We start from the raw sequence: 23,514 nt of genomic DNA, 5'->3' as shown, positions 1-23,514 counted from the left end.
AAGACTGGCCAAGGACTGGGAGAAAACCATGCCTCCGCGACCGCATTCCTCCTCATCGCCCATATACGCCTTCTCACCCGCCGCATCGCAAGCCATTGCGCATGCTGAAAGAGTTCCGAGTCAGGCTCTAAGCGTGCCATGATGGCGGCGCGCGCTGATACCCTTCGTCTCTTGCTGGTCGGGCCCAGTGCCAGCGTCGGGGCCGGCACGCATCCATGGCCCAACAGCCGGGTGATCAAGACGCATCACGCTTCCGCGCTCAAAGCGGCGACCTCTACATCAGCACCGCGGGCCACAACTCCATGGCGAGGTCATCTAGAACAGCGGGCCCACTATCTCCTTGGCACAGATGTCGGCTTATACGATGGACCAGCACAACCGCGCGATCAAAGGTACCGCGCCGACATCGTGGCCCCGGCGGAGAGGCTCTCGCTCTGGCATCAGATCGGTGAGATGTTCGATGAAGGCCGGGGCGCGGAGATGCCCGACCGCCCGAAGGAAATGACCCTTCCCGAACCTGGCTATGCCGCAGCCGCGTGCCTGATTATGGAGCTGACCCGATGAGCCTGAAGCCGTGGCAATCGATCCTCGGGAGCTTGACGCATCTGGAGGCCAAGAACACCGATAACCTCCTGAGGCCTTAGGCCTCCCGCGCCGGTCGGGTCACGACCCTTTTCCTGGAGACGTGGGACGGATGCCCTTCGCGCCGGCCTTCCAGGACAACGAGACGGGTCGCCGGGATGCCGACCGCCGAGCCCCGCGCCGACCTCGTGGACCATCTGAGCAACGTCGCGCTCGAGAGGGAGGTCAAGGTGGTCGTCCCGAACCATCTGTACCAGTCGGAGGTGCAGCGCTTCGGCTTCTGCTACGAACGCGTCACCGGTTGAACGTTCGAAGCCCGCGCCGCCTATAAGGGTCAGTTGGCCGCATTCCAGAACCTCGAGGTCATCATCTGTTCGGACGCTGCTCTAAAACAGCGCAAGCTGAGGCGCGACCTTGCGCCGTGGCTTGGTGGAAGCCTTTGGCTTGGCAGAAGCCTTCGGCTTGGGCCTTTCCTGCCGAATCCGCGCAAGGGCGCGGTCGCGAGCCACGGCTTCGGGAGCTGCGGGGTCATCGACCAGCCATTTGCCATGCTTGATGACTTCGTTGACCCGGCCCTGGTTCACGCCCAACTCGAAGGCGATCTCCTGCTGGGTCATCTTGGTGGTCTCGTGCAGGTCCAGGATGCGTCGGGCCAGCTCGGGCGTCATCTTTCGGCCCACCACGCGCCGGGCCGCGCCCACCTTGCGTTCCTTGCGGTCCCGCTCGCGCAGCTTATCGAGAATGGCCAGCGCCTGACGCATCCCCTGCTCGCGAAGCGCTGCCTCGAACTCCTTGAGCGTGGCCATAGTGGTCCCCCCCGTGGCTCCCTCACCCTGTGGATAGTTGACGCGAAACTCGGCTGGATCAAGCACTTCGATGCCTTGCTTAAGCTTCTTTGTCGCATGCTCGCGGTCGGAGAGCGAGACTTGGCCTTTCCGGCCTGACCTGGACCAAGGAGTGGAGGGTTGGGCAGCCATTCGGAGTGGCACCCGACTGCCACCCCGAGCCTTCTACCGCGTCACAAGCGGTGGCCCAACGGACGTTGCCCACACCTCGACTCGAGCGAACTAGCCCCGCTTTGCCCACAAAACATCATTGCGCGACAGCGATCCTGCCCTTCCCTGGCTCCGGCAGCGCCCGAACGGCCCTAAGATGGCTGGCTCATCGCAGCCGGCCCTCAGGGGTGCGTCCAGACGCGCATCGGAAACCTCCGCCGTCTCATGGATGGCTCGTGACCTCTGAACGGGGTTTGCGGCCCGAGCGTTGCGGCATAGGTTTAAGGGAGCGCGCAAGGAGGAGGAGAGACGATGGACGACATCCATGCCCACAGGTCATTCGTCGATCCCGACGGCCTGATGGAGTTTTCGGTGGTCTTCACCGACCGCGCGCTGAACCACATGTCGAAAGTGTTCCAAGGAGTGATGCGGGACATCTCTTCCGGGATGAAGGACGTGTATGGGGCGGATGCGGTAGCCGTCGTGCCGGGGGGCGGCACCTACGCCATGGAAGCCGTCGCGCGTCAGTTCGGTAGCGGAGCGCACGCCCTGATCGTTCGGAACGGCTGGTTCTCCTACCGATGGACCCAGATCTTCGAGGCAGGCGGCTTCGCGGCCAAGACCACCGTCTTCAAGGCACGCCCGCAGGGCAATGCAGCTCCCGCCCCCTATGCCCCTGCCCCGATCGAGGATGTCGTGTCGGCCATCCGCGAGGCACGGCCCGACGCGGTCTTTGCTCCCCACGTGGAGACCTCTGCGGGGATTATCCTGTCGAACGATTACATCCGGGCATTGGCGGACGCGGCGCACGAGGTGGGTGCGATCCTTGTGCTGGACTGCGTGGCCTCGGGTTGCGTGTGGATCAACATGAAGGCCACCGGCGTCGATGTCCTCATCTCGGCACCGCAGAAGGGCTGGTCCTCCACGCCGGCCGCAGGACTCGTGATGATGTCCCAGGCGGCCAAGGCCCGGCTGGATGGCACCACGTCCAACAGCTTTGCGCTCGACCTAAAGAAGTGGTCCTCGATCATGGCAGCCTACGAGGCAGGCGGGCATGCCTACCATGCCACCATGCCGACCGACTCCCTACGCCAGTTCCGCGACACGATGGTGGAAACCCGCGACTTCGGCCTCGACCGGGCCAAGGCGGCGCAGTGGGAGCTTGGACGTCAGGTGCGCGAGCTCCTGGCCGGAAAAGGGCTGAGATCGGTCGCCGCACAGGGATGGGAAGCGCCCAGCGTTGTCGTATGCTACACCGATGACCCGGAGATCCAGTCGGGCCGCCGCTTCGCCAGCGAAGGCATGCAAATCGCGGCCGGGGTGCCCCTGCAGGTCGATGAGCCCGAAGGATTCCGCAGCTTCCGCCTGGGGCTCTTCGGGCTCGACAAGTTGGCGGATGTGGACGGAACAGTGGCGCGGCTCCGGGGTGTCGTGGATCGCGTCTTCGGCTGAGCCGACGATGTCCTCCGGAGCGTGCTCGGGTGCAGGGCGCTGGAGGTGATCGCTCCGCTGGGTCATACGGATGGGACTGCCCGCGCGATAGGCTTCTTCAGATGGTCACGAGTGCCGGCGCGTCGGGGAACACGGCGCACCCGCGCCCTTGTCCCTGGTCCATGATGGTGGCAGAAGCTTGCCGAGCGCAGCGCAGAGACTCGCGCAAAGGTGGACCCGCGTGCGCCAGGGGATTACGGAGACCGCCAACGGCGGCGTGGCCCTGCAGTCACGAACGAACTCGAGCAAGAGCATCAGTCCAGGCGTGCAATCAGACAAAGCCAAAGACCGCAGCGGACGCGGTGTCACGACGGCCCAGGCGTTCCAGTTTCGCGGCCGGTTCTTTACCGCGCTCGCCCTCAGGCTTGCCGATCGCCCCGACGAGGAGCTTCTCGCCGCGCTGGATACCCAGCTACGGGAAACCCCGCAGTTCTTCGCCGAGGCTCCGGTCGTGATCGACCTGGAACAGTCCGGCAAGCTTGTGCAGGGCGATGATCTTCTCCGGCTCGTGGAGTTCCTGCGCGGCCGAAAGCTGTCGGTCTTCGGCATTCAGAACGGCAACGTGGAGCAGACTGCCGCGGCCACGGGGGCCGGGCTGATTGTCCTGTCCGGCGGACGTGACGCCCCTGCCCGAACGGCGGCGGCCCGCGAGGAGAGCCGTCCGGCAGCCAAGGTCGCTGACCCTGCGCCACCCGCGAACCGGGTCATCACCACCCCCGTCCGCTCGGGCCAGACGGTCGTAGCGGACCAGGGCGATCTCGTGATCGTCGGGCCGGTCAGTTCGGGGGCGGAGCTGATCGCTTCGGGCAACATCCACGTCTACGGTCACATGCGCGGGCGGGCCCTCGCAGGGGTCTATGGCGACGAGTCCGCGCGCATCTTCTGCCAAAGCCTGGAAGCCGAACTGCTGTCCATCGCCGGCCTTTATCGGACCAGCGAGACTCTTGGGCCCCCGGTCCAAAAGCAAAGCGTGCAGGTCTTTCTCCAAGGCGAACGCCTCTGCGTCGAGGCCCTTGGACAACCACACAATCGATAGGAGCGGCCAGTGAGCAAGATCATCGTCGTGACATCCGGCAAGGGGGGCGTAGGCAAGACGACCACCTCTGCCGCCATCAGCGCCGGGCTCGCCAAGCGCGGCCACAAGACCGTGGTGATCGACTTCGACGTGGGCCTGCGGAACCTCGACCTCATCATGGGCTGCGAGCGGCGGGTCGTCTTCGACTTCATCAACGTGATCCAGGGTGACGCCAAGCTCAAGCAGGCGCTGATCAAGGACAAGCGGCTCGAGAACCTGTTCGTGCTTCCGACGTCGCAGACCCGCGACAAGGACGCGCTGACCCGCGAAGGCGTCGAGCGCGTGCTGAACGAACTGCGCGAGGAATTCGACTACATCGTCTGCGACAGCCCCGCCGGCATCGAGCGTGGCGCGCAGCTGGCCATGTACTTCGCCGACGAGGCCATCGTCGTCACCAACCCCGAGGTGTCCTCGGTCCGTGACAGCGACCGCGTGCTGGGCCTTCTCAACAGCAAGACCCGCCGGGCCGAACAGCCTGGGCTGGAGCCGATCAAGACGCACGCCTTGCTGACCCGCTACGACGCCCAGCGCGTCGCCAGGGGCGAAATGATGACCGTCGAGGACGTGCTGGACATCCTGGCGATCCCGCTCCTTGGCATCATCCCGGAAAGCCCGGCGGTCCTGAAGGCTTCGAACGTGGGCACGCCCGTGGTGCTGGACGAGCCGTCCCGCGCCGGAACGGCCTACGAGGACGCCGTGGGCCGCCTGACGGGTGAGCAGATCGAACTGCGCATGGACATGAAGGAGCGGCCCGGCTTCTTCCAACGGCTGTTTGGATGGACGGCATGAGCATGTTTGGCTTCTCGTTCGGGAATCGCAAGGCCAAGACGGCGCAGACCGCCAAGGAGCGTCTGCAGATCCTTCTCGCGCACGAGCGGGGCGACGGATCGTCGAACCCCGACTTCCTGCCGATGCTGCAGCGGGAGATCCTCGAGGTGATCCGGCGGCACATGCAGATCGATGGCGATGCCGTCGATATCCGCATGGAGCGCGGGGACGAGCGGTCGAGCCTGGAGATCAACATCGATCTTCCGGGCGCGGGCTCCATTTCGAGCGTCCCGCGCCGGTAACACTGGCGGTGAAAACGCCGAGTGGGCGTGGTGAGGCCGCAGAGTGGCCCCCTTACGGGCCGGGGCCCGCCTGCCTATTGTGAACCCGGGGCCCTTCCGACCTGCTACAGGCGGCCGGGGGACTGGCCCCAGTGAGCCTTCGGCATAGATGGCTTCCTGCGACACCCAGGTTCGCAGGAAGCCTCATGACCCTTGATGACTACGAGCAGATCAGAAGCCAGTATGCCGACATCGACGCGCTTTGCCGCGCCGTCGAAGAGGGTGGGACCGATGAAGCCTACGAGCCGGGCCTGCGCCGCCTGATCGACGTCTTGTCCGAGCAGCAGCGTGCCCCCGAGCAGATCCGCTCCTTTGTCGAATTTCTTGGCGCCCCTGAGCCGATGATCGTGCAGATCCTGGGCGAGCCTTCGCGAGAGCCGGCGGAGGACAACGACCTCGACCTCGCCTGATCGGCTTCGTTGTCCGGCTCCAGTATCCCAGGCAGCGTCACGTGGAGATCCCGACCTGCCTGCCACGCGCCTCGCAGGAACCGGCCCTGTGCGTCACGGTTCCCGGTTGACGCCCACTCGGCCACAGGCCACCTGACCAGCACCCAGGCAGGAGGGATCATGGTCAAGATTGAGGCGCTCATCACCCATTCCGGAAGCTTCCATGCCGACGACCTGCTGGCCTATGCCGTGCTGTCGGCGCTGCACCCAGAGGCACGGCTCGTGCGGACACGGGACGCAGGGGTCATCGCCAAGGCCGAGGGCCGCGCCATCGTCTTTGACGTGGGCTTCCGCTACGTGCCTGACCAACACTTCTACGACCACCATCAGCCGGATCGGCCACGCCGAGCCGATGGGCTGGCCTATTCCAGCTTCGGGCTGGTCTGGAAGCATTTCGGGCGGGCTTTCATCGCGGCGGCGCACGACGATCCAGGGTTGTCCCCCGACACCCTCGATCAGGTCCACACGGCGGTCGACCTCGGGCTCGTCCGGGACATCGATGCCGTGGACAACGGAGAGCTTGGGGATGGCCAGCAGGCGTTGATGCATCCGCTGTCGTTGCCCAGCCTGTTGATGGCGTTCCGGCCCGCCTTCGACGATGATCGGCCCGGCCGCGACGATGCAGCCTTCCTCGAATCAGCGGCCTTTGCGGGCCGGATGCTGCGCGCGCAGGTGGACAGCACGGCGGCCAGTCTGCGCTCTCGGGCCCTTGTGGATCACGCGATCGCCCATCGCTCGCACCCGAACTGGATCGAGCTTCCGCGATCCATGGATTACCTGGAGGCCATACTGTCGGCCGGGTCGAACGACGGAGCGAACGATATCGTGTTCGTCGTGGCTCCATCCCGGAACGAGTGGCAGCTCAATACCGTGAATGTCTCACGAGACAGTTTCCAGTCCAGAAAGCTGTTGCCCGAGGCTTGGGCCGGGTTGCGCGGTCCGGACCTCGTGGCCGCGACCGGGGTTGCCGACTCGGTCTTCTGTCATGCCGGTCGCTTCATCGCCATCGCGAGAAGCCGGGACGGAGCCATGTCGCTGCTCGAGCAGGCGCTCGATACCTAGCCGCGATGGTAGCCGGAGTTGGTGCTGAACAGGGTGTGGCCCGGAACGAAACCCGCGATAAGGGTGTCTCGTCATCCTCCCGATGTGCCCGGCGCTCCGGTTCGGTGCCTGACGTCGAGGCCTCGGCTACAAGGCTGGACCCTATGGCACGTTCACCACGTTAGACTCCTGCCCGTCCCAGATACCAAGCGCCCCAATGACCCAGATTGCCGACGACGTCCTTGCAGGGTCCGAGCCAGATCTCGCTTCCCTGATCCTCGACAGCGCGACCGACTTCGCCATCCTCACGGTAGACGAGCAAGGCATCATCACGAGCTGGAGCCTGGGGGCCCAGGCGCTGATGGGGTGGTCCTCGGCCGAAGCGGTTGGACTGGACGCGGCCATGATCTTTACGCCGGCCGACCAGGAGGCGGGAACCCACAAGGACGAGATGGCCCGCGCCCGTCTTGATGGCCGGTCGGTCAACGAGCGCTGGCACCTGCGCAAGGACGGCTCGCGGTTCTGGGGGTCAGGGCTGCTCATGCCCCTCAAGGACGGGGCCCGCGGCCAGGGCTACGTCAAGATCATGCGCGACCGCACGACAGAGCTGGAGGCCGACCGTCGCTACCAGGCCCTGACCGACGCGTTGCCGGGCTTCGTGTTCGTGACGGATGCGGATGGCCACAACACCGAGGTCAATGCTCTCTACTCAAACTACACAGGGCGGGATACCCAGGACCTCCTGGGCGACCGCTGGCTGACTTCCATTCACGAGGAGGACCGCAAGGACGCGGTCCGCTTCTGGCAGCAGTCGGTTGCGGATGGCACCGACTTTCAGGCCCGGCTGCGGTTCCAGCGCGCCGACGGGGCACATCGCTGCTTCGACTGCCGAGCCGTGGCCCAGCGGGACGATTCAGGCCGGGTGGTCCGCTGGATCGGAACCTGCATCGACGTGGAGGAGCGCGAGCAGGCGCATCACGCCGTGGCGCTTCTGAATCGCAGCCTGGAGCAGGCAATGACGGAGCGGACTGCGGAGCTGGAATCCGCGATCGCCGAGCGGATGAAGGTGGAGGAGGCGCTTCGGCAAAGTCAGAAGATGGAGGCCATCGGGCAGCTCACCGGCGGCGTGGCCCACGACTTCAACAACCTCCTGACGGTGATCACCTCGTCCATCGGGTTCCTTCGCAGGGACAACCTCCCCGCAGAGAAGCGTCACCGCTACATCGAGGCCATCGCCGAGACTGCCGAACGGGCGACGCAGCTGACGCGGCAGCTTCTTGCCTTCGCGCGGAGGCAGGCGCTGGTGCCCGAGGTCTTCGACGCGGTAGAGCGCGTGCAGAACCTGAGCGGCATGCTGCGCAGCGTCCTTGGCTCGCGCATCGAGATCGTGACCGAGGTGCACTGCGATCATTGCCCGGTCGAGGCCGATCCCACCCAGTTCGACGCCGCCCTCATCAACATGGCCGTCAATGCGAGGGACGCGATGGACGGTGAGGGGCGGTTCACCATCGCATTGCGGGCAAAGGACAGCGTCCCACCGGTACGCGGCCACGCCAGGGTGTCGGGCGACTTCATCGTGCTTTCCGTGACCGACACGGGCGAAGGCATCCCGCCGGACTGCCGGAACCGGGTGTTCGAGCCCTTCTTTACCACCAAGGAAGTCGGCAAGGGCACAGGCCTGGGGCTGTCCCAGGTCTTTGGTTTCGTCAAGCAGTCCGGGGGCGAGGTGGACGTCAGAAGCGTGCCGGGCCAGGGTGCCACCTTCACGATCTACCTGCCACGCGCCAGGCGCGAGGCGCGCCAGACCGAAGTGCGAGCCGAGACGCCGCCGGACACGGACCGGATCAAGGGCTGCGTTCTCGTGGTCGAGGACAACCGCCTGGTCGGAGAGTTCGCCGCCCGGCTCCTCGAGGATCTGGGCTTCGGCACCATCTGGGTGGCTAGCGCCAAGGACGCGCTCGATCATCTCGAGGCGACCCCGGACCGTTTCGCTGTCGTGTTCACGGATGTCGTCATGCCTGGCATGAGCGGCATCGAGCTTGCGCGCGAGGTGCGGAAACGGGCGATCCCGGTTCCGGTGGTGCTGACCAGCGGCTACAGTCATGTCCTGGCCGAGGAAGGCACGCACGGCTTCGATCTGCTGCACAAGCCCTACTCGGTCGAGGGCCTTTCGCGCGTGCTGCGGCAGGCTATGTCAGGGCGCTGAGCGAAGGTCGGTGGTTCCCGGTCCCGGCCAGCCGCGCCGGCGACCGAATCCACCGTAGCGCAGATAGGGGTCGAAGCTTCGGGGCCGTTCGGCTATCGGGCCGCATGTCCAATGACGATCCCTTCGACATCTATCTCGTGGCCCCACCTGGGCTGGAACAGGCGCTGTGCGCCGAAGCGCGCGAGAAAGGCTTTGCCGATCCGGTGGCCTCGGTCGGCGGCGTGACCGTTCGCGGCACCTGGCGCGACGTCTGGCGCGCGAATCTAGAACTCCGGGGCCCCAGCCGCATCCTGGCGCGGATCGGCGCGTTCCGTGCCCTGCATCTGGCCCAGCTCGACAAACGTGCCCGAAAGTTTCCCTGGGCAGAGGTTCTGCGACCGGACGAGCCGGTGCGGGTCGAAGCCTCCTGCAAGAGCTCCCGGATCTATCACGCGGGCGCGGTCGTCCAGCGTATCGAGACGGCGCTGCGCGAGGAGTTCGGCGTCCCGATCAGCGATGACGCGGCGATCCGGGTGGTGGCGAGGGTCGAGGACGACCTTTGCACGATCAGCGTCGACACGTCGGGCGAGCTGCTGCACCGTCGCGGCCACAAGGAAGCGGTGAACAAGGCGCCCATGCGCGAAACGTTGGCCGCGCTGTTCCTGCGGGACTGCGGCTACGCGGGCCGCGAGCCCGTGCTTGACCCGATGTGCGGATCAGGGACATTCGTCATCGAGGCGGCCGAGATCGCATTGGGCCTACCACCAGGGCGATCGCGGGCCTTCGCCTTCGAACGGCTGGCCACCTTCGACGCCGCGGCCTGGGCAAAGATGCGAGAGCCCCGGATGGCCCGCGCAGTGCCGTTCCGCTTCCTGGGCTTCGACCGGGACGCTGGCGCCATCGCGATGAGCCGCGCCAACGCCGAACGCGCCGGGATTTCGGCCCTGACCCATTTCCGGGCGCAGCCGATCTCGGCTCTCGAACGACCGGAGGGGCCGCCCGGCCTCGTGATGGTCAACCCACCTTATGGGGCCCGGATCGGCAACAAGCGACTGCTTTACGGCCTCCATGCCTCTCTGGGCGAGGTGCTTCGCAGCCGTTTCTCGGGCTGGCGCGTCGGCCTAGTCACGAGCGAGCCGTCGCTGGCCAAGGCGACGGGGCTGCCTTTCGACCCGCCGGGTCCCCCAGTGCCCCACGGGAGCCTGCGGGTCCATCTTCACCGGACGTCCCGCCCGCTCCCGTAGGGGGCCTCAGCGGCCGAACTTGCCCTTGAGAGCGTCGGCAAAGGCGTTGCCCCCCAACGCGCCCCCCTTTGGAGCTGCCGAGGTGGGCCCCCTCGCAGGAGCTTTGTCCTTGGCCGGACCGCGTTCACGCGCCTGCTCCCGCGCTTCGCCCGAGTCGCTGCGCATGGTGAGACCGATCCGTTTCCTCGGCACGTCGACCTCGACCACGCGGACCTTGACCACGTCCCCGGCCTTCACGACCTCATGCGCATCCTTGACGAACCGGTCGGCAAGCTGGCTGACATGCACGAGCCCGTCCTGGTGCACGCCGATATCGACGAACGCCCCGAAGGCCGCCACGTTGGTGACGGTCCCTTCCAGCAGCATCCCGGGCCTGAGATCCTGTATCTCCTTGACGCCTTCGGTGAAGGTGGCGGTCCTGAACGACGGTCGCGGGTCGCGGCCCGGCTTTTCCAGCTCCGCCAGGATGTCCTGAACGGTGGGAAGGCCGAAGCGGTCGTCCACGAACGCACGGGGGTCCACGGCCTTGAGGGCGGCGGCATCGCCCATGAGGGCCCGGATGTCCCGCCCGCAGGCCTTCACGATCTTCCGCGCGACGTCATAAGCCTCGGGGTGGACCGAGGACGCGTCCAGCGGCTCTGCGCCGCCAGCGATCCGCAGGAACCCCGCCGCCTGTTCGAAGGCCTTGGGTCCAAGACGGGCGACCTTGAGCAATTCGCGCCGGGTTCGGAACGGGCCGTTCTGGTCGCGATGGGCGACGATGGACGCGGCGAGCGAGGGCCCTACGCCCGAGACGCGGGCCAGCAGTGGAGCGGACGCGGTGTTGAGGTCCACGCCCACCGCGTTCACAGCATCCTCGACCACCGCCTCCAGGGATCGCCCTAGCCGGCCCTGATCCACGTCATGCTGGTACTGGCCGACGCCGATGGACTTGGGTTCGATCTTCACCAGTTCGGCCAGCGGGTCCTGCAGCCTGCGCGCGATCAACACCGCACCCCGTAGGGACACGTCGAGATCAGGGAATTCCTTGGCCGCAAGTTCCGAGGCGGAATAGACCGAGGCCCCCGCCTCGCTCACGATCACCTTCACGGGCTTCTCGGTGCCCGGAAGATGGGCCAGGAGGTCGGCGACCATCTTCTCGGTCTCGCGGCTCGCGGTGCCGTTGCCGATGGCGATGAGCTGGACGCCGTGGCGTGAGATCAGCTGCGCGAGCGTCACCTGCGCGCCCCGCAGATCGTTCTTGGGCTGGAAGGGGTAGACCGTGTCGGTCGCCAGCACCTTGCCCGTCGGGTCAACGACGGCGACCTTTACCCCGGTCCTGATGCCGGGGTCGAGGCCCATGGTCGCCTTGCCCCCGGCCGGCGCGGCCAAGAGCAGGTCCTTGAGGTTGCGGGCAAAGACTCGGATCGCCTCCTCCTCCGCCCGCTCGCGCAACTCGACCATCAGGTCTACGGACAGCGACCCGCGCAGCTTGACCCGCCAGGCCCAGCTTGCCGCCTCGCGCAGCCAGGCGTCGCCGGGTCCATTGCCGGAGGTGTTCAGCACCGCCGCGCAACTGCGCTCGGCCGGGCTTTCGCCGCGCGGAGCATCGTCGTCCACCTCCAGATCAACCGAGAGCACCCCTTCGTTGCGCCCCCGCAGCATGGCGAGCACGCGATGGGACGGAGCCTTGGCCCAGGTCTCCGAATGGGCGAAGTAGTCCGAAAACTTGGCGCCCTCGGCCTCCTTCCCGGCGACGACCTTGGCGGACAGCCTCGCGACCTGCCTCATATGACCACGGAGGCGGCCCAAGAGGTCGGCGTTCTCGGCCAGCCCTTCGGCCAGGATGTCCCGCGCCCCTTCCAGGGCGGCCTTCGTGTCCGGGACGGCCTCGGTCACGTAGGCTCGCGCCAGAGCGACGGGATCGGCCCGGCGGTCCGCGAGAATCGAGTCGAACAGGGGCTGCAGGCCGTTCTCGCGCGCGATCATCGCCTTTGTGCGCCGCTTAGGCTTGAACGGCAGGTAGATGTCCTCGAGCTCGGCCTTGGTCCCGGCCTTGGCGATGGCCTTATCGAGGTCGGGGGTCATCTTCCCCTGCTCGGTGATCGAGGCGGTGATGGCCGCCCGACGCGCCTCGAGGTCGCGCAGGTACGCCAGCCGCTCGGACAGCGTGCGAAGCTGCGTGTCATCGAGGCCGCCCGTCGCTTCCTTGCGGTAGCGTGCGACGAAGGGCACCGTCGCGCCCCCATCCAGCAGGGTTATCGCGGCAGCGACCTGCTGGGCCCCGGCCCCGATCTCCGCTGCGATGACGTGGGGGATGCGGCGGACGGCGTCCTGAATCATGGGGGCTCCTGCAAGCTCGGGAGGGGCGTGGGCGGCAGCCATAGCGTCCCGTGGTCGCTGGGCCAAGCCCGTGCCGTGCCCTTCGACACATCCGCCGCATTATCGGGCAGGTCCGGAGGTCCGAGCCCACTTGCTGCGTCGCAGCGCTTTTCAGCGCGCTGTCTCCGGTGCACTATGGCCTTATGATGTCAGCGTCCCTGTCCATCCTCGTCATCGACGAGAACCGCGCCCGGGCCGCGATTATCGAGGCTGGCCTGCGGGAAGCCGGACATGACCAGGTGACGCTGGTCCATTCCCTGACCGGGATCGCCCGCCGCATCGAGGAGGCCGCCCCGGACGTCATTGTCATCGACCTTGGAAATCCTGGCCGCGACATGCTGGAGCACATGTTCCAGTTGTCCCGCGTGGTGAACCGCCCCGTCGCCATGTTCGTGGACCATGCGGATGGCGACGCCATCGCGCAGGCGGTGGAGGCGGGCGTCTCAGCCTATGTGGTCGACGGCCTTCGGCAGGAGCGGGTCAAGCCCATCCTCGACATGGCGGTCAGCCGCTTCAACGCCTTCGCCCGCCTCACGCGCGAGTTGCAGGAAGCGCGTGACGAGCTCGAGGGGCGCAAGGTCGTGGACCGGGCCAAGCGCCTCCTCATGAAGCAGAAGCGGATCGGTGAGGACGAGGCCTACGCCCTTCTCCGCCGCACCGCGATGAACAAGAACCGCAAGATCGTCGAGATCGCCCAAAGCCTTCTGACCGCCGCGGACCTGCTGGGAGACGATCTGTGACCCACCGCATCACCGCCGGTTTCATGCCGCTCACGGACAGCGCGCTTCTCGTGGTGGCCAAGGCCAAAGGCTTTGCCGAGGCCGAGGGCATCGACCTCACCCTCCTGCGGGAGTCCTCTTGGGCCAACATCCGCGACCGGCTTGCAGTGGGACATGTTCAAGTCGCACATATGCTGGGTCCAATGCCCATCGCATGCAATCTCGGGCTCTGGCCGCTAGCGGCGCGCACTGTGGTGCCAATGGCGCTGGGATTGGGCGGCAACGCCGTCACGGTGTCGAACGCCGTGTGGGAACTCGTGGCGTCCGAAGGCGCCCTGCCCGACCTCGTCCCCTCCACCACGGGCTTGGCCCTGCACCGCGTCGTTCGGCGGCGCGCGGGCCAGGGCCTCGCGCCGCTTCGCTTCGGGGTGGTGCATCCCCACTCGGGCCACAACTACGAGCTCCGGTACTGGCTGACAGCCTGCGGCATGGTGCCGGATCAGGACCTCGAGATCGTCATCCTGCCTCCGTCCTTGATGCCCGACGCCCTCGCCTCGGGTGCCCTGGACGCCTTCTGCGCTGGCGAGCCCTGGAACACGGCCGCGGTCCTGCGGGGAGTGGGGCGGATCGCCACGGTAAAGGCCGCGATCTGGCGGCAGAGCCCCGAAAAGGTGCTGGCCGTCGCATCCGACTGGGCAGACGAGAACCCCGACGCGCTCAATGCCCTTCTGCGGGCGTTGCATGCAGCCTCGTTCTGGTGCGGAGCACCGGCGCACCGGGAGGAACTGGCCGGTCTCCTGTCCGACCCCGCGCATGTGGACAGCCCGCTGGACTGGCTGCGGCCTGGTCTGGCAGGCGACCTGCGCATCGGACCCGGCCTGTCCATGCGCGTGCCGGACTTCTTCGTCCCGCACGCCTCTGCCGCGACCTTCCCGTGGAAAAGCCATGCGCTCTGGTTCTACAGCCAGATGGTACGATGGGGTCAGGTGTCCCATGACGCCGCCTCGGCCTCCACCGCTCGCGACACCTATCGTCCCGACCTCTGGCGTCGCGCCCTGGGTCCGCTGGGGGTAGCACTCCCCGCCGCGAACGCCAAGGTCGAGGGTGCGCTGAACGAGCCGACGCCGGTCGGCTCGGCCGGTGCGAGCCTAGTGCTCGGCCCCGATGGTTTCTTCGACGGAACGCGTTTCGACCCTGATTCGCTCGATGCCTACATCGCATCGCAGGCGGAACGCTGAACTGCCCAGGAAACAGTGTTGGGCGGCCTCTAACTTGGGCACTCTGCGAACTGGCGCCCCGAGAGGCACGTCATCCTCGGATATGCCCGTTTTCCAAGCAGCCTGAGAACAGAATTATCCAAAGCAAACAATGAGTTTTAGGGTTGGCGAACGGCCATTTCTCCGCTAGCTCTAAGGACAGATCCTTCGATTTCAGCGTCCAATGCCGGGCGCTCGGCAATGCCGCCGGTCAGGAGTTCGCACCACCCGACGACCGGGTGCGCCGCGACACGCTGACGGCGGCTTTTTCATTTCCCCAGCCTGTCCTCCCATCCAAGGAGCAACCATGCCCCATGCCCCTGCCCGTCCGGACCCCGGATCAGCCAACAGAGCCTTGGCGATGTCCACCGTCGCCTTCACCACCTGCTTTGCCGTCTGGACGATATTCTCGATCATCGGCGTGCGGATCAAAGAGGAGTTGGGGCTGAGCGAGACCGCCTTCGGCCTCCTGATCGGGATGCCGGTGCTGTCGGGCTCGCTCGTGCGGCTTGTGCTGGGAATCTGGACGGACCGCTTCGGTGGGCGGATCGTCTATACGGCGACGATGCTGCTGGCTGCAGCGGCAACCGTTCTGCTGTCCTTCGCCACGACCTATAATCAGATGCTGCTGGCCGCGCTGGGCGTCGGCCTCGCGGGCGGGTCCTTCGCGGTTGGCGTGGCCTACGTGTCCCGCTTCTACCCGGCCGGTAAGCAAGGCACGGCGCTGGGCATCTTCGGCGTGGGCAACGTGGGCGCGGCCGTGACCAAGTTCGTCGCGCCCTTCGTGCTCGTGGCCTATGGCTGGGAGACGACCGCCCTTGTCTGGGCCGCCGCCCTCGCGGTCATGGCCGTCGTGTTCTGGTTCACCACCGAGGACGATCCGGTGATCGTTGCACGTCGCCAGGGGGCCGCCGCCCCGGCCCGTCCCTTTCTGAAGGAGTTCGAGCCGCTCAAGGACATCCGCGTCTGGCGCTTCGCCCTGTACTACTTCTTCTCCTTCGGAGCCTTCGTTGCGCTGGCGCTCTGGCTGCCGCGCTACCTGATCGGGGTCTACGGCTTCGACATCAAGACCGCCGGCATGATCGGCGCCGCCTACTCGATCCCGGCTTCGGTGGTCCGTGCCTGGGGCGGGCACCTGTCGGACAAGATCGGTGCGCGCAAGGTGCTGTGGTGGACGTTCGCGGTCTCGGCCGTTTGCACCCTGATCCTTTCGGCCCCGTCGTCGGGGAACGCCGCTGACGGGACCGCGCAGGCCGCCCTGTCCACCCCGGTCTTCATCGCCGTGATCTTCGTGCTCGGCTTCTTCATGGCCCTGGGCAAGGCCGCGGTCTACAAGCACATCCCCGTCTACTACCCCACCAACGTGGGCGCAGTCGGCGGCCTCGTGGGAATGATCGGGGGCTTGGGCGGCTTCGTCCTGCCCTTCGCCTTCGGAGCGCTCAAGGACGCGACCGGCCTGTGGTCGAGCTGCTTCCTCCTCCTCTTCGTGCTGGTCGCCCTTTGCAGCGCCTGGATGGGTCTCGCCATTCGCCGCATGGCCGGCCCGGCCCCCGTCCCGGCCGAATAAGCCGTCAACGGCGCGGCCGCCCGCTGCCGCGCCATCTTCCATCTTCAGACCGAGGATCCCGACAATGACCGAACGCCTCGTCATCATCGGCAACGGCATGGCCCCGGGCCGGATGCTGGACCACCTGTTCGAAGCTGCCCCGGCCGCCTACGACGTGACCATCTTCAACGCCGAGCCGCGGGTGAACTACGACCGCATCATGCTCAGCCCCGTGTTGTCGGGCGAGAAGAGCTTTCAGGACATCGTGATCCACGACGACGCTTGGTACGCCAGCCACGGGATCACGCTCCACCGCGGCCACCGGATCGTCGGAATAGACCGCAAAGCACGGACGGTCACCTCTGACCAGGGAGTGACGGCAGTCTACGACCGCCTCGTAATCGCTACCGGCTCCAACCCTTTCATGATCCCGGTCCCGGGCAAGGACCTCCCCGGCGTCCTGGCCTACCGCGACCTCGACGACGTGGAGAAGATGCTGGAGGCTTCGCAAAAGGGGGGCCGTGCCGTCGTGATCGGCGGAGGTCTACTTGGCCTCGAGGCCGCCGCCGGTCTCAAGCTGCGCGGCATGGAGGTCACCGTCCTCCACGTCATGCCGACGCTGATGGAGCGCCAGCTCGACCCCGCCGCCGGCTACCTCCTCGAGCAGGAGCTCAAGCGCCGCGGCATCCACGTCATCACCAAGGCCAACACCAAGGCTATCCTCGGTGAGGATCGCGTCCGGGCCGTCGAACTGGCGGACGGCACGCTGATCCCGGCCAGCCTCGTCGTCATGGCCGTGGGCATCCGCCCCAACGTCCAGGTCGCCCGAGACGCCGGGCTGGAGGTCGCGCGGGGCATCGTCACCACGGATGGAATGCAGACCTCCGACCCCGCTATCTTCGCCTTGGGGGAATGCGCCGAGGTGGGTGGACAGGTTTATGGCCTCGTTGCCCCGCTGTATGAGCAGGCCCGGGTGCTGGCTGCCCACCTGACGGGCGACACCACGCCACGCTTCGTCCATCAGGACACGCCCACCAAGCTCAAGGTGACGGGCATCGATCTTTATAGCTTGGGGGACTTCGCCGAAGGGGACGACCGCGAGGAGATCGTGCTGCGCGACGCGAGCGCGGGCGTCTACAAACGCATCGTTCTCAAGGACGACCGTATCATCGGGACCGTCCTTTATGGCGAGACCGCCGACGGCGCCTGGTTCAACGACCTCAAGAAGAAGGCCACCGACGTCTCCGAGATCAGGGACACGCTGATCTTCGGACAGGCTTTTCAGGCGGGCCAGGGGGGCACCCCCACGGACCCTTTGGCGGCCGTTGCGGCCCTCTCGGATGACGCCGAGATCTGCGGCTGCAACGGCGTCTGCAAGGGCAAGATCACTGGCGCCATCCGCGCCAAGGGCCTGACCGATCTCGACGGCGTCCGCGCCCACACCAAGGCCTCGGCCTCCTGCGGGACCTGCACGGGCCTCGTGGAGAAGGTGCTGAAGCTGGAACTGGGCGACCGCTACAACCCCGCCGCCGTCCAGCCGATGTGCCCCTGCACCACCCACGGCCACGACGAGGTGCGCCGTCTCATCGTCGCCAAAGGCCTCAAGACCATCCCCGCCGTGATGCAGGAACTGGAGTGGACGACCTCCTGCGGCTGCGCCAAGTGCCGTCCGGCCCTGAACTACTACCTCGTCTGCGACTGGCCGAGCGAGTACGCCGACGACTACCAGTCCCGCTTCATCAACGAACGCGTCCACGCCAACATCCAGAAGGACGGCACCTACTCGGTCGTTCCCAGGATGTGGGGCGGCATGACGTCGTCGTCGGAACTCCGCGCCATCGCGGACGTGGTGGACAAGTTCGCCATTCCCGCTGTCAAGGTCACGGGCGGCCAGCGCATCGACATGCTGGGCATCCGCAAGGAGGACCTGCCGGCCGTCTGGGCCGACCTCGGGCGCGCGGGCTTCGTCTCGGGCCAGGCCTACGCCAAGGGCCTCCGCACGGTGAAGACCTGCGTGGGCAACACCTGGTGCCGCTTCGGCACCCAGGACTCCACGGGCCTCGGCATCCGGCTCGAGAAGTTCATGTGGGGCTCCTGGACGCCCGCGAAGCTTAAGCTCGCCGTCTCGGGCTGCCCCCGCAACTGCGCCGAAGCGACCTGCAAGGACATCGGCGTGATCTGCGTGGACTCGGGTTTTGAGATCCACTTCGCCGGAGCAGCGGGGCTCGACATCAAGGGCACCGAGGTCCTGGGCCATGCCGCGACCGAGGACGAAGCCCTGGAGATCGTCGTTGCGCTCACGCAGATGTACCGCGAGCAGGCCCGCTACCTCGAGCGCGTCTACAAATGGACCAAGCGGATCGGCGTCCCCGAGATCAAGCGGCAGATCATGGAGGATCTTCCCCGCAGGAAGGCGTTCTTCGACCGCTTCGTCTTTTCCCAAAGGTTCGCCCAGGTGGACCCCTGGTCCGAGCGCGTCTCGGGCAAGGACAAGCACGAATTCAAGCCCATGGCGGTCGTGGGCTATCAGGAGGCTGCGCAATGAGCATCTGGATCGACATCGGCGCTCTTGATGACCTGCCCCTGCGGGGCTCGCGTTGTGTGCAGACACCCACCGGCAAGATCGGCGTCTTCCGCACCGCCGACCACCGCGTCTTCGCGATCCGCAACGAATGTCCCCACAAGGGTGGCCCGCTGACCGAAGGAATCGTCCACGGTCACTCCGTTACTTGTCCCCTGCACAACTGGGTCATCTCGCTGGAAACCGGCGAGGCTCAGGGCGCCGACAAGGGTGCTGTGGAGACGATTCCCGTCCGCGTCGAGGGCACCCGCGTCCTGATCCTGCGCTCCGCCATCGGTGCGAGGGTCGCGGCGTGAGCGGAGAGGTCCACACCGCCTGCCCCTATTGCGGCGTGGGCTGCGGCGTCCTCGCCCGCCTGGAGGGCGGAAAGGTCCATGTCCGGGGCGACCCGGAGCACCCCTCGAACTTCGGCCGCCTCTGCTCCAAGGGCTCGGCGCTGGGCGAGACGATGGCTCTCGACGGCCGCCTCCTTTTCCCGGAGATCAAGGGCCAACGCGCCAGCTGGGACACCGCCCTCGACCTCGTGGCGCAGCGGTTCACCCAAGCGGTCCGCGACCACGGCCCCGACTCCGTCGGCTTCTACGTTTCCGGCCAGCTCCTCACCGAAGACTATTACGTTGCCAACAAGCTCCTGAAGGGCTTCATCGGCACCGCCAACATCGACACCAACTCGCGCCTTTGCATGGCGTCCTCGGTCGCGGGTCACAAGCGCGCCTTTGGCGAAGACATCGTCCCCGTCAGCTACGAGGATCTGGAGCAGGCCGACCTCGTCGTTCTCGTCGGCTCCAACCTCGCCTGGTGCCACCCGGTCCTGCACCAGCGCCTCCTCGCCGCCCGCGAGAAGCGCGGCACCAAGGTCGTCGTCATCGACCCTCGCCGCAGCGCGAGCGCCGAGGACGCCGACCTCCATCTCGCCATCCGTCCTGGCAGCGACGTGCTCCTCTTCAATGGCTTGCTAGCGCATCTGGCGGCCAGCGGCGTCACCAACCCTGCCTACATCGCGGCCCACACCACCGGCTTCGACGCGGCCCTCGCACTTGCGCAGGCCGACGCCCCTGACCGGAGCCGCGTCGCCAAGGGCTGCGACGTCCACCCCGCAGACCTCGCCCGCTTCTACGCTTGGTTCGAGCAGACCCCTCGCACCGTCACTGTCTACAGCCAGGGCGTGAACCAGTCCGCGCACGGCACGGACAAGGTCAACGCGATCCTCAACTGCCACATCGTCACGGGACGGATCGGGCGCGAGGGCGCGGGCCCCTTCTCCGTCACCGGCCAGCCGAACGCCATGGGCGGGCGGGAGGTCGGCGGCCTCGCCAACCAGCTTGCCGCGCATATGGGGTTTGCCGCGCCCGAACTGGACCGCGTCTCCCGCTTCTGGAACGCCCCGAACCTCGCCCGGACGCCGGGCCTCAAAGCCGTCAACCTGTTCGAGGCCGCCCGCGCAGGCAGGCTCAAAGCTCTTTGGATCATGGGTACCAATCCCGCCGTGTCCATGCCGGATGCCGGTCGCGTCCGCGAGGCTTTGGGTCGTTGCGACTTCGTCGTCGTGTCGGATGTGACCCGCACCGACACGACGCGCCATGCCGATGTCCTTCTCCCCGCCGCCGCTTGGGGTGAGAAGGACGGCACCGTCACCAACTCCGAACGCCGTATCTCGCGCCAGCGAGCCTTCGTGCCGCTCCCTGGCGAATGCCGTCCCGATTGGGCTATCCTTTCCGACGTGGCCCGCCGCATGGGCTTTGCAGCAGCATTCCCCTACCGCAGCCGCGCCGAGATCTTCCGCGAGCACGCCGCCCTGACCGCCTTCGAGAACGACGGAGAGCGTCTCCTCGACCTCGGCGCGCTGAGCGACCTCGCCGATGCGGACTATGAGGCGATGGCGCCGGTGCAATGGCCCGTCCGACGCGGCGCCCAGCCCGGCGGCCGCCTCCTTGCCACCCGCTTTGCCCATCCCGACGGCCTGGCCCGCCTCGTCCCCGTCCGGCAGGAGGGTCCTGCCCGACCCGTCGACGGCGACTACCCGATCGCGCTCAACTCTGGCCGCCTGCGGGACCAGTGGCACACGATGACCCGCACCGGCTTGGTTCCGCGCCTTATGTCCCACGCCCCCGAGCCGGTGCTCGATTTGGCCCGTCGCGAGGCTCAGGGGTTTGGCCTGGAGACGGGCGACCTCGTGCAGGTCGAAAGCGCCTTCGGTCAGGCATTAGCCAGGCTGCGGGTCAGCGATGCCCAGCGGCCTGGCGAGGCATTCCTGCCCATGCACTGGAGCGGTCTTTTCGCCGCCCGAGCGGGCGCAGGCGCGGTGTCCAACCCGGCCACCGACGCCCTGTCCGGCCAGCCCGAACTCAAGCATGTTCCCGTTCGCATCACCCAGGCCCCCCTGCGCTGGGTCGGCCTGCTCCTGACGCGGCGCGACATCCGCCCCACCGGCCTTCTGCATTGGAGCCGAGCCCCTGTCGCGGGTGGCTGGGCCTATGAACTGGCCGGAGCCGAGCCCCCCAAAGAGGGCGTCCTGCTTGCGCGCGCGCTCCTCCCGCCGGCAACCCGCGATGCGCTGATCGACTACGCCGACAAGCGGGCCGGAACCTGGCGCGCTGCCTCGCTTGGCCCGGACGGCGCGCTGGCCGAGGCGCTGCTGGTCGCCCCGCCCGGCCGGCTTCCTGACCGCGCATGGCTTCTGTCGCTCCTTGCTGCGGGCGGTCCGCTGACACCATCCGACCGCCGCGCGCTCCTGTCCGGCCGGGCGCCCGTGCCGATGCCCGACAGGGGTCGTATCGTTTGCGCTTGCATGGGCGTTGGACTCAATGAGATCACGAACGCCGTGCGGAACGGCGTCACCACCGTCGAGGCCATCGGGGCCGCCACCAAGGCCGGCACCAACTGCGGCTCCTGCCGCTCCGAGATCAGGGAGTTGATCCATGCGCAACGCTCCATCGCAGCCGAATGACGGGTCCACTGCCGGACCCGCCCGTGTCGAGCCGCTCTCGGTCCTGCCGGTCTTCTTCGACCTCCGTGGCAAGCGCGCGCTCGTGGCCGGTGGCACCGACCCCGCCGCGTGGAAAGCCGAACTCCTCGCCGCCGCCGGAGCGCACGTGACGGTCGCCGCGACGGAACTGGAGGACGAGATGGCCGGACTGGTCGCGTCCGGGACAGTCCATCATCTGCCGCAGGACTGGACGCCAGACCTTCTGCACGGTTGCGCCCTCGCCATCGCCGACGAGGAAGATCCCGACCGCGCACAGGCCTTCCTGGATGCGGCGCGCGCGGCGGCCGTTCCGGTCAACGTCATCGACAACCCGGCGTTCTGCCAGTTTCAGTTCGGCTCGGTCGTGAACCGCTCGCCGGTGGTGGTCGGCATCTCGACGACCGGCGCGGCCCCGATCCTTGGCCAAGCCGTCCGACGCCGGATCGAGACGCTTCTTCCGCGATCCCTGGCGCAGTGGGGGGCCTTGGCCCAGGTGGTCCGGGACCGGCTGAACGCGAGACTGTCCCCGGGTCCCGCCCGCCGCGCGTTCTGGGAAAACTTCGTGGATCGTGCTTTTGGCCCCGCGCCCGAGGCCAGCGCCGAAGCCGACCTTCTGCGTCTGATCGAGTTCCCCGCCCGCACCGGGGGCCACGTGACCTTTGTCGGCGCGGGCCCCGGCGACCCCGAGTACTTGACGCTCAAGGCCGTCCGCGCCCTCCAGTCTGCCGACGTCATCCTGTTCGACGACCTCGTGGCCGACGAGGTTCTCGAACTCGCGCGCCGGGAAGCCAAGCGCATCCTCGTCGGCAAGCGCGCCGGCCGCCCCTCCTGTCAGCAGTCCGAGATCAACGACCTCATGGTGACCCTGGCCAAGGCGGGACGGCGCGTGGTCCGCCTCAAGTCTGGCGATCCCATGATCTTTGGCCGCGCCGGCGAGGAGATTGCGACCTTGAAAGCCCATGGCCTGCCTTACGAGGTGGTCCCCGGCATTTCCGCGGCGCAGGCGATGGCGGCCCGGATCGGCGTGTCCCTGACCCATCGGGATCATGCCAAGTCGGTACGGTTCGTGACCGGGCATTCGCGTCACGGAGGACTGCCGGAGGATCTGGACTGGAGGGCGGTCGCCGATCCCTCGGCCACGACCGTGTTCTACATGGGACGGCGCATGGCGGACCAGATCGCCCGCCGCCTGATCGATCTTGGTCTCGTCCCCGAGACGCCGGTGGCCGTCGCGACCGCGCTCGGCCGTCCCGGGGCGACAACGATGATCGTCCGCTTGGACGAACTGGGCCAAGCCGTGGATCGCTGCGACCCCGAGGCCCCCGTCCTCATCGGAGTAGGCCGGGTCTTCGCAGAAGGGCGGGCCGACCTCGCGGCCATGGCTCCGGACGAGGCTGGCGTTGGTGACAACCCATTCCAGGCTCGGGCCTGACCTTTTATCCAAGCTTTCCCCTGACCAGCCAGTGGCAACGGTGCGTTGCTTGTGGCCTAGCATAGGTGCTGGTCGTAAAAGCGGTTGAGGTAGAGTTCCTGGGATCGCCATGGCGATCCGCTTCATGGCTTCGGGCGGGAGACTGCGCGAAGGCTTCGTGACCAGTCTCGAAATCCGCCGGCGCGCCTCCGCCTCTTGCGCGCGACAAGCACTGCCGAGCCCTGCATTCGTAGGAGCTGGCTGCGCTCCACGGCGATCCAAGCCTAACGAAAACGCGCGGCCCCGAAGGACCGCGCGTCAAGCCGTCTTAGGTCAGGAGAGGTCCAAGGACCTCTCCAGTCCCATAGCCATCAGTACCCGCCGGTCGTATCCTTGGTGCCGCCGGTAAGCGAGCTGCGCTCGCCGGTGCGCTCGTCCTCGATCTCGACCTCGGTCTTGCGCACGGTGTCCTGGATGTGCTCGTGGCGCACCTCGGTCTCCTGG

The 23,514-nt window shown here is 67.1% G+C and carries 18 protein-coding genes and 1 pseudogene; 17 read left to right on the top strand and 2 right to left on the bottom strand.

Annotated elements, in window-relative coordinates; translation table 11 throughout:
* Together FHG66_RS19525 and FHG66_RS21755 are read left to right on the top strand one after the other, a co-directional pair.
* A pseudogene (locus FHG66_RS19525) lies at positions 1 to 108 on the top strand (IS5/IS1182 family transposase); the annotation flags it as partial.
* A gap of 632 nt (positions 109 to 740) precedes the next feature.
* Complete coding sequence (locus tag FHG66_RS21755; RefSeq protein WP_176556355.1) at positions 741 to 887, top strand: hypothetical protein; 147 nt, start codon at positions 741 to 743, stop codon at positions 885 to 887.
* A gap of 81 nt (positions 888 to 968) precedes the next feature.
* Here FHG66_RS21755 and FHG66_RS19520 read toward each other — a convergent pair whose 3' ends face one another.
* Positions 969 to 1,388 carry an RNA polymerase subunit sigma-70 gene (locus tag FHG66_RS19520; RefSeq protein ID WP_139078739.1) on the bottom strand — a complete coding sequence of 140 codons (420 nt, stop codon included), beginning with the start codon at positions 1,386 to 1,388 and terminating at the stop codon, positions 969 to 971.
* 501 nt (positions 1,389 to 1,889) lie between these two features.
* On the opposite strand from FHG66_RS19520, the gene FHG66_RS19515 reads away from it, so the two are divergent.
* The 8 genes from FHG66_RS19515 to FHG66_RS19480 all read left to right on the top strand — a co-directional run bounded on the left by FHG66_RS19515 (position 1,890) and on the right by FHG66_RS19480 (position 10,171).
* A complete protein-coding gene (locus FHG66_RS19515) occupies positions 1,890 to 3,029 on the top strand; it encodes an aminotransferase class V-fold PLP-dependent enzyme (RefSeq protein WP_139078737.1) in 1,140 nt (379 codons plus the stop codon).
* A 304-nt stretch (positions 3,030 to 3,333) separates the two neighbouring features.
* Positions 3,334 to 4,104 (top strand): septum site-determining protein MinC, encoded by a 771-nt coding sequence (gene minC / locus FHG66_RS19510; protein ID WP_139078735.1) that lies wholly within the window; start codon positions 3,334 to 3,336, stop codon positions 4,102 to 4,104.
* A gap of 9 nt (positions 4,105 to 4,113) precedes the next feature.
* Positions 4,114 to 4,932 (top strand): septum site-determining protein MinD, encoded by an 819-nt coding sequence (gene minD / locus FHG66_RS19505; RefSeq protein WP_139078733.1) that lies wholly within the window; start codon positions 4,114 to 4,116, stop codon positions 4,930 to 4,932.
* 2 nt (positions 4,933 to 4,934) lie between these two features.
* Positions 4,935 to 5,213: a cell division topological specificity factor MinE gene (gene minE, locus FHG66_RS19500; RefSeq protein ID WP_139078743.1), complete on the top strand. Its 279-nt coding sequence runs from the start codon at positions 4,935 to 4,937 to the stop codon at positions 5,211 to 5,213.
* Positions 5,214 to 5,398: 185 nt separating this feature from the next.
* Positions 5,399 to 5,662 (top strand): hypothetical protein, encoded by a 264-nt coding sequence (locus FHG66_RS19495; protein WP_139078731.1) that lies wholly within the window; start codon positions 5,399 to 5,401, stop codon positions 5,660 to 5,662.
* Positions 5,663 to 5,821: 159 nt separating this feature from the next.
* Positions 5,822 to 6,763 carry an MYG1 family protein gene (locus tag FHG66_RS19490; protein ID WP_139078729.1) on the top strand — a complete coding sequence of 314 codons (942 nt, stop codon included), beginning with the start codon at positions 5,822 to 5,824 and terminating at the stop codon, positions 6,761 to 6,763.
* 196 nt (positions 6,764 to 6,959) lie between these two features.
* Entirely contained in the window at positions 6,960 to 8,948 is a 1,989-nt protein-coding gene (locus tag FHG66_RS19485; RefSeq protein ID WP_139078727.1) for a hybrid sensor histidine kinase/response regulator, read from the top strand.
* A gap of 104 nt (positions 8,949 to 9,052) precedes the next feature.
* Positions 9,053 to 10,171, top strand: a complete 1,119-nt coding sequence (locus FHG66_RS19480; RefSeq protein WP_139078725.1) for a THUMP domain-containing class I SAM-dependent RNA methyltransferase — start codon at positions 9,053 to 9,055, stop codon at positions 10,169 to 10,171.
* Between the two features lie 6 nt (positions 10,172 to 10,177).
* On the opposite strand, the gene FHG66_RS19475 is transcribed toward FHG66_RS19480, so the two are convergent.
* Positions 10,178 to 12,493, bottom strand: a complete 2,316-nt coding sequence (locus FHG66_RS19475; protein WP_139078723.1) for a Tex family protein — start codon at positions 12,491 to 12,493, stop codon at positions 10,178 to 10,180.
* Positions 12,494 to 12,678: 185 nt separating this feature from the next.
* Here FHG66_RS19475 and FHG66_RS19470 point away from each other — a divergent pair, with 185 nt between their 5' ends.
* The 7 genes from FHG66_RS19470 (at position 12,679) to cysG (ending at position 23,031) form a co-directional block, all read left to right on the top strand.
* Entirely contained in the window at positions 12,679 to 13,272 is a 594-nt protein-coding gene (locus tag FHG66_RS19470; RefSeq protein WP_218013919.1) for an ANTAR domain-containing response regulator, read from the top strand.
* Positions 13,269 to 14,489, top strand: a complete 1,221-nt coding sequence (locus tag FHG66_RS19465) for an ABC transporter substrate-binding protein (RefSeq protein WP_176556354.1) — start codon at positions 13,269 to 13,271, stop codon at positions 14,487 to 14,489. Before FHG66_RS19470 ends, FHG66_RS19465 begins: the two co-directional genes overlap by 4 nt.
* Before the next feature lie 325 nt (positions 14,490 to 14,814).
* Positions 14,815 to 16,074 (top strand): MFS transporter, encoded by a 1,260-nt coding sequence (locus tag FHG66_RS19460; protein WP_218013918.1) that lies wholly within the window; start codon positions 14,815 to 14,817, stop codon positions 16,072 to 16,074.
* Between the two features lie 64 nt (positions 16,075 to 16,138).
* The gene (gene nirB / locus FHG66_RS19455) at positions 16,139 to 18,598 is read left to right on the top strand and encodes a nitrite reductase large subunit NirB (protein ID WP_139078719.1); all 2,460 of its coding nucleotides are present in this window, start codon (positions 16,139 to 16,141) and stop codon (positions 18,596 to 18,598) included.
* Positions 18,595 to 18,930, top strand: coding sequence for a nitrite reductase small subunit NirD (gene nirD, locus FHG66_RS19450; protein WP_139078718.1), 336 nt, complete (start codon positions 18,595 to 18,597; stop codon positions 18,928 to 18,930). Before nirB ends, nirD begins: the two co-directional genes overlap by 4 nt.
* A complete protein-coding gene (locus FHG66_RS19445; RefSeq protein WP_139078716.1) occupies positions 18,927 to 21,581 on the top strand; it encodes a nitrate reductase in 2,655 nt (884 codons plus the stop codon). The genes nirD and FHG66_RS19445 overlap by 4 nt, the downstream gene beginning before the upstream one ends.
* Positions 21,553 to 23,031 carry a siroheme synthase CysG gene (gene cysG / locus FHG66_RS19440; RefSeq protein ID WP_139078713.1) on the top strand — a complete coding sequence of 493 codons (1,479 nt, stop codon included), beginning with the start codon at positions 21,553 to 21,555 and terminating at the stop codon, positions 23,029 to 23,031. The genes FHG66_RS19445 and cysG overlap by 29 nt, the downstream gene beginning before the upstream one ends.
* Positions 23,032 to 23,514 lie beyond the last annotated feature (483 nt).

Origin of the sequence: Rubellimicrobium rubrum, assembly GCF_006152115.1 — a bacterium.
In the GTDB taxonomy this organism is placed as follows: Bacteria; Pseudomonadota; Alphaproteobacteria; order Rhodobacterales; family Rhodobacteraceae; genus Rubellimicrobium; species Rubellimicrobium rubrum.
This window is presented reverse-complemented; position numbering and strand designations above follow the sequence as displayed.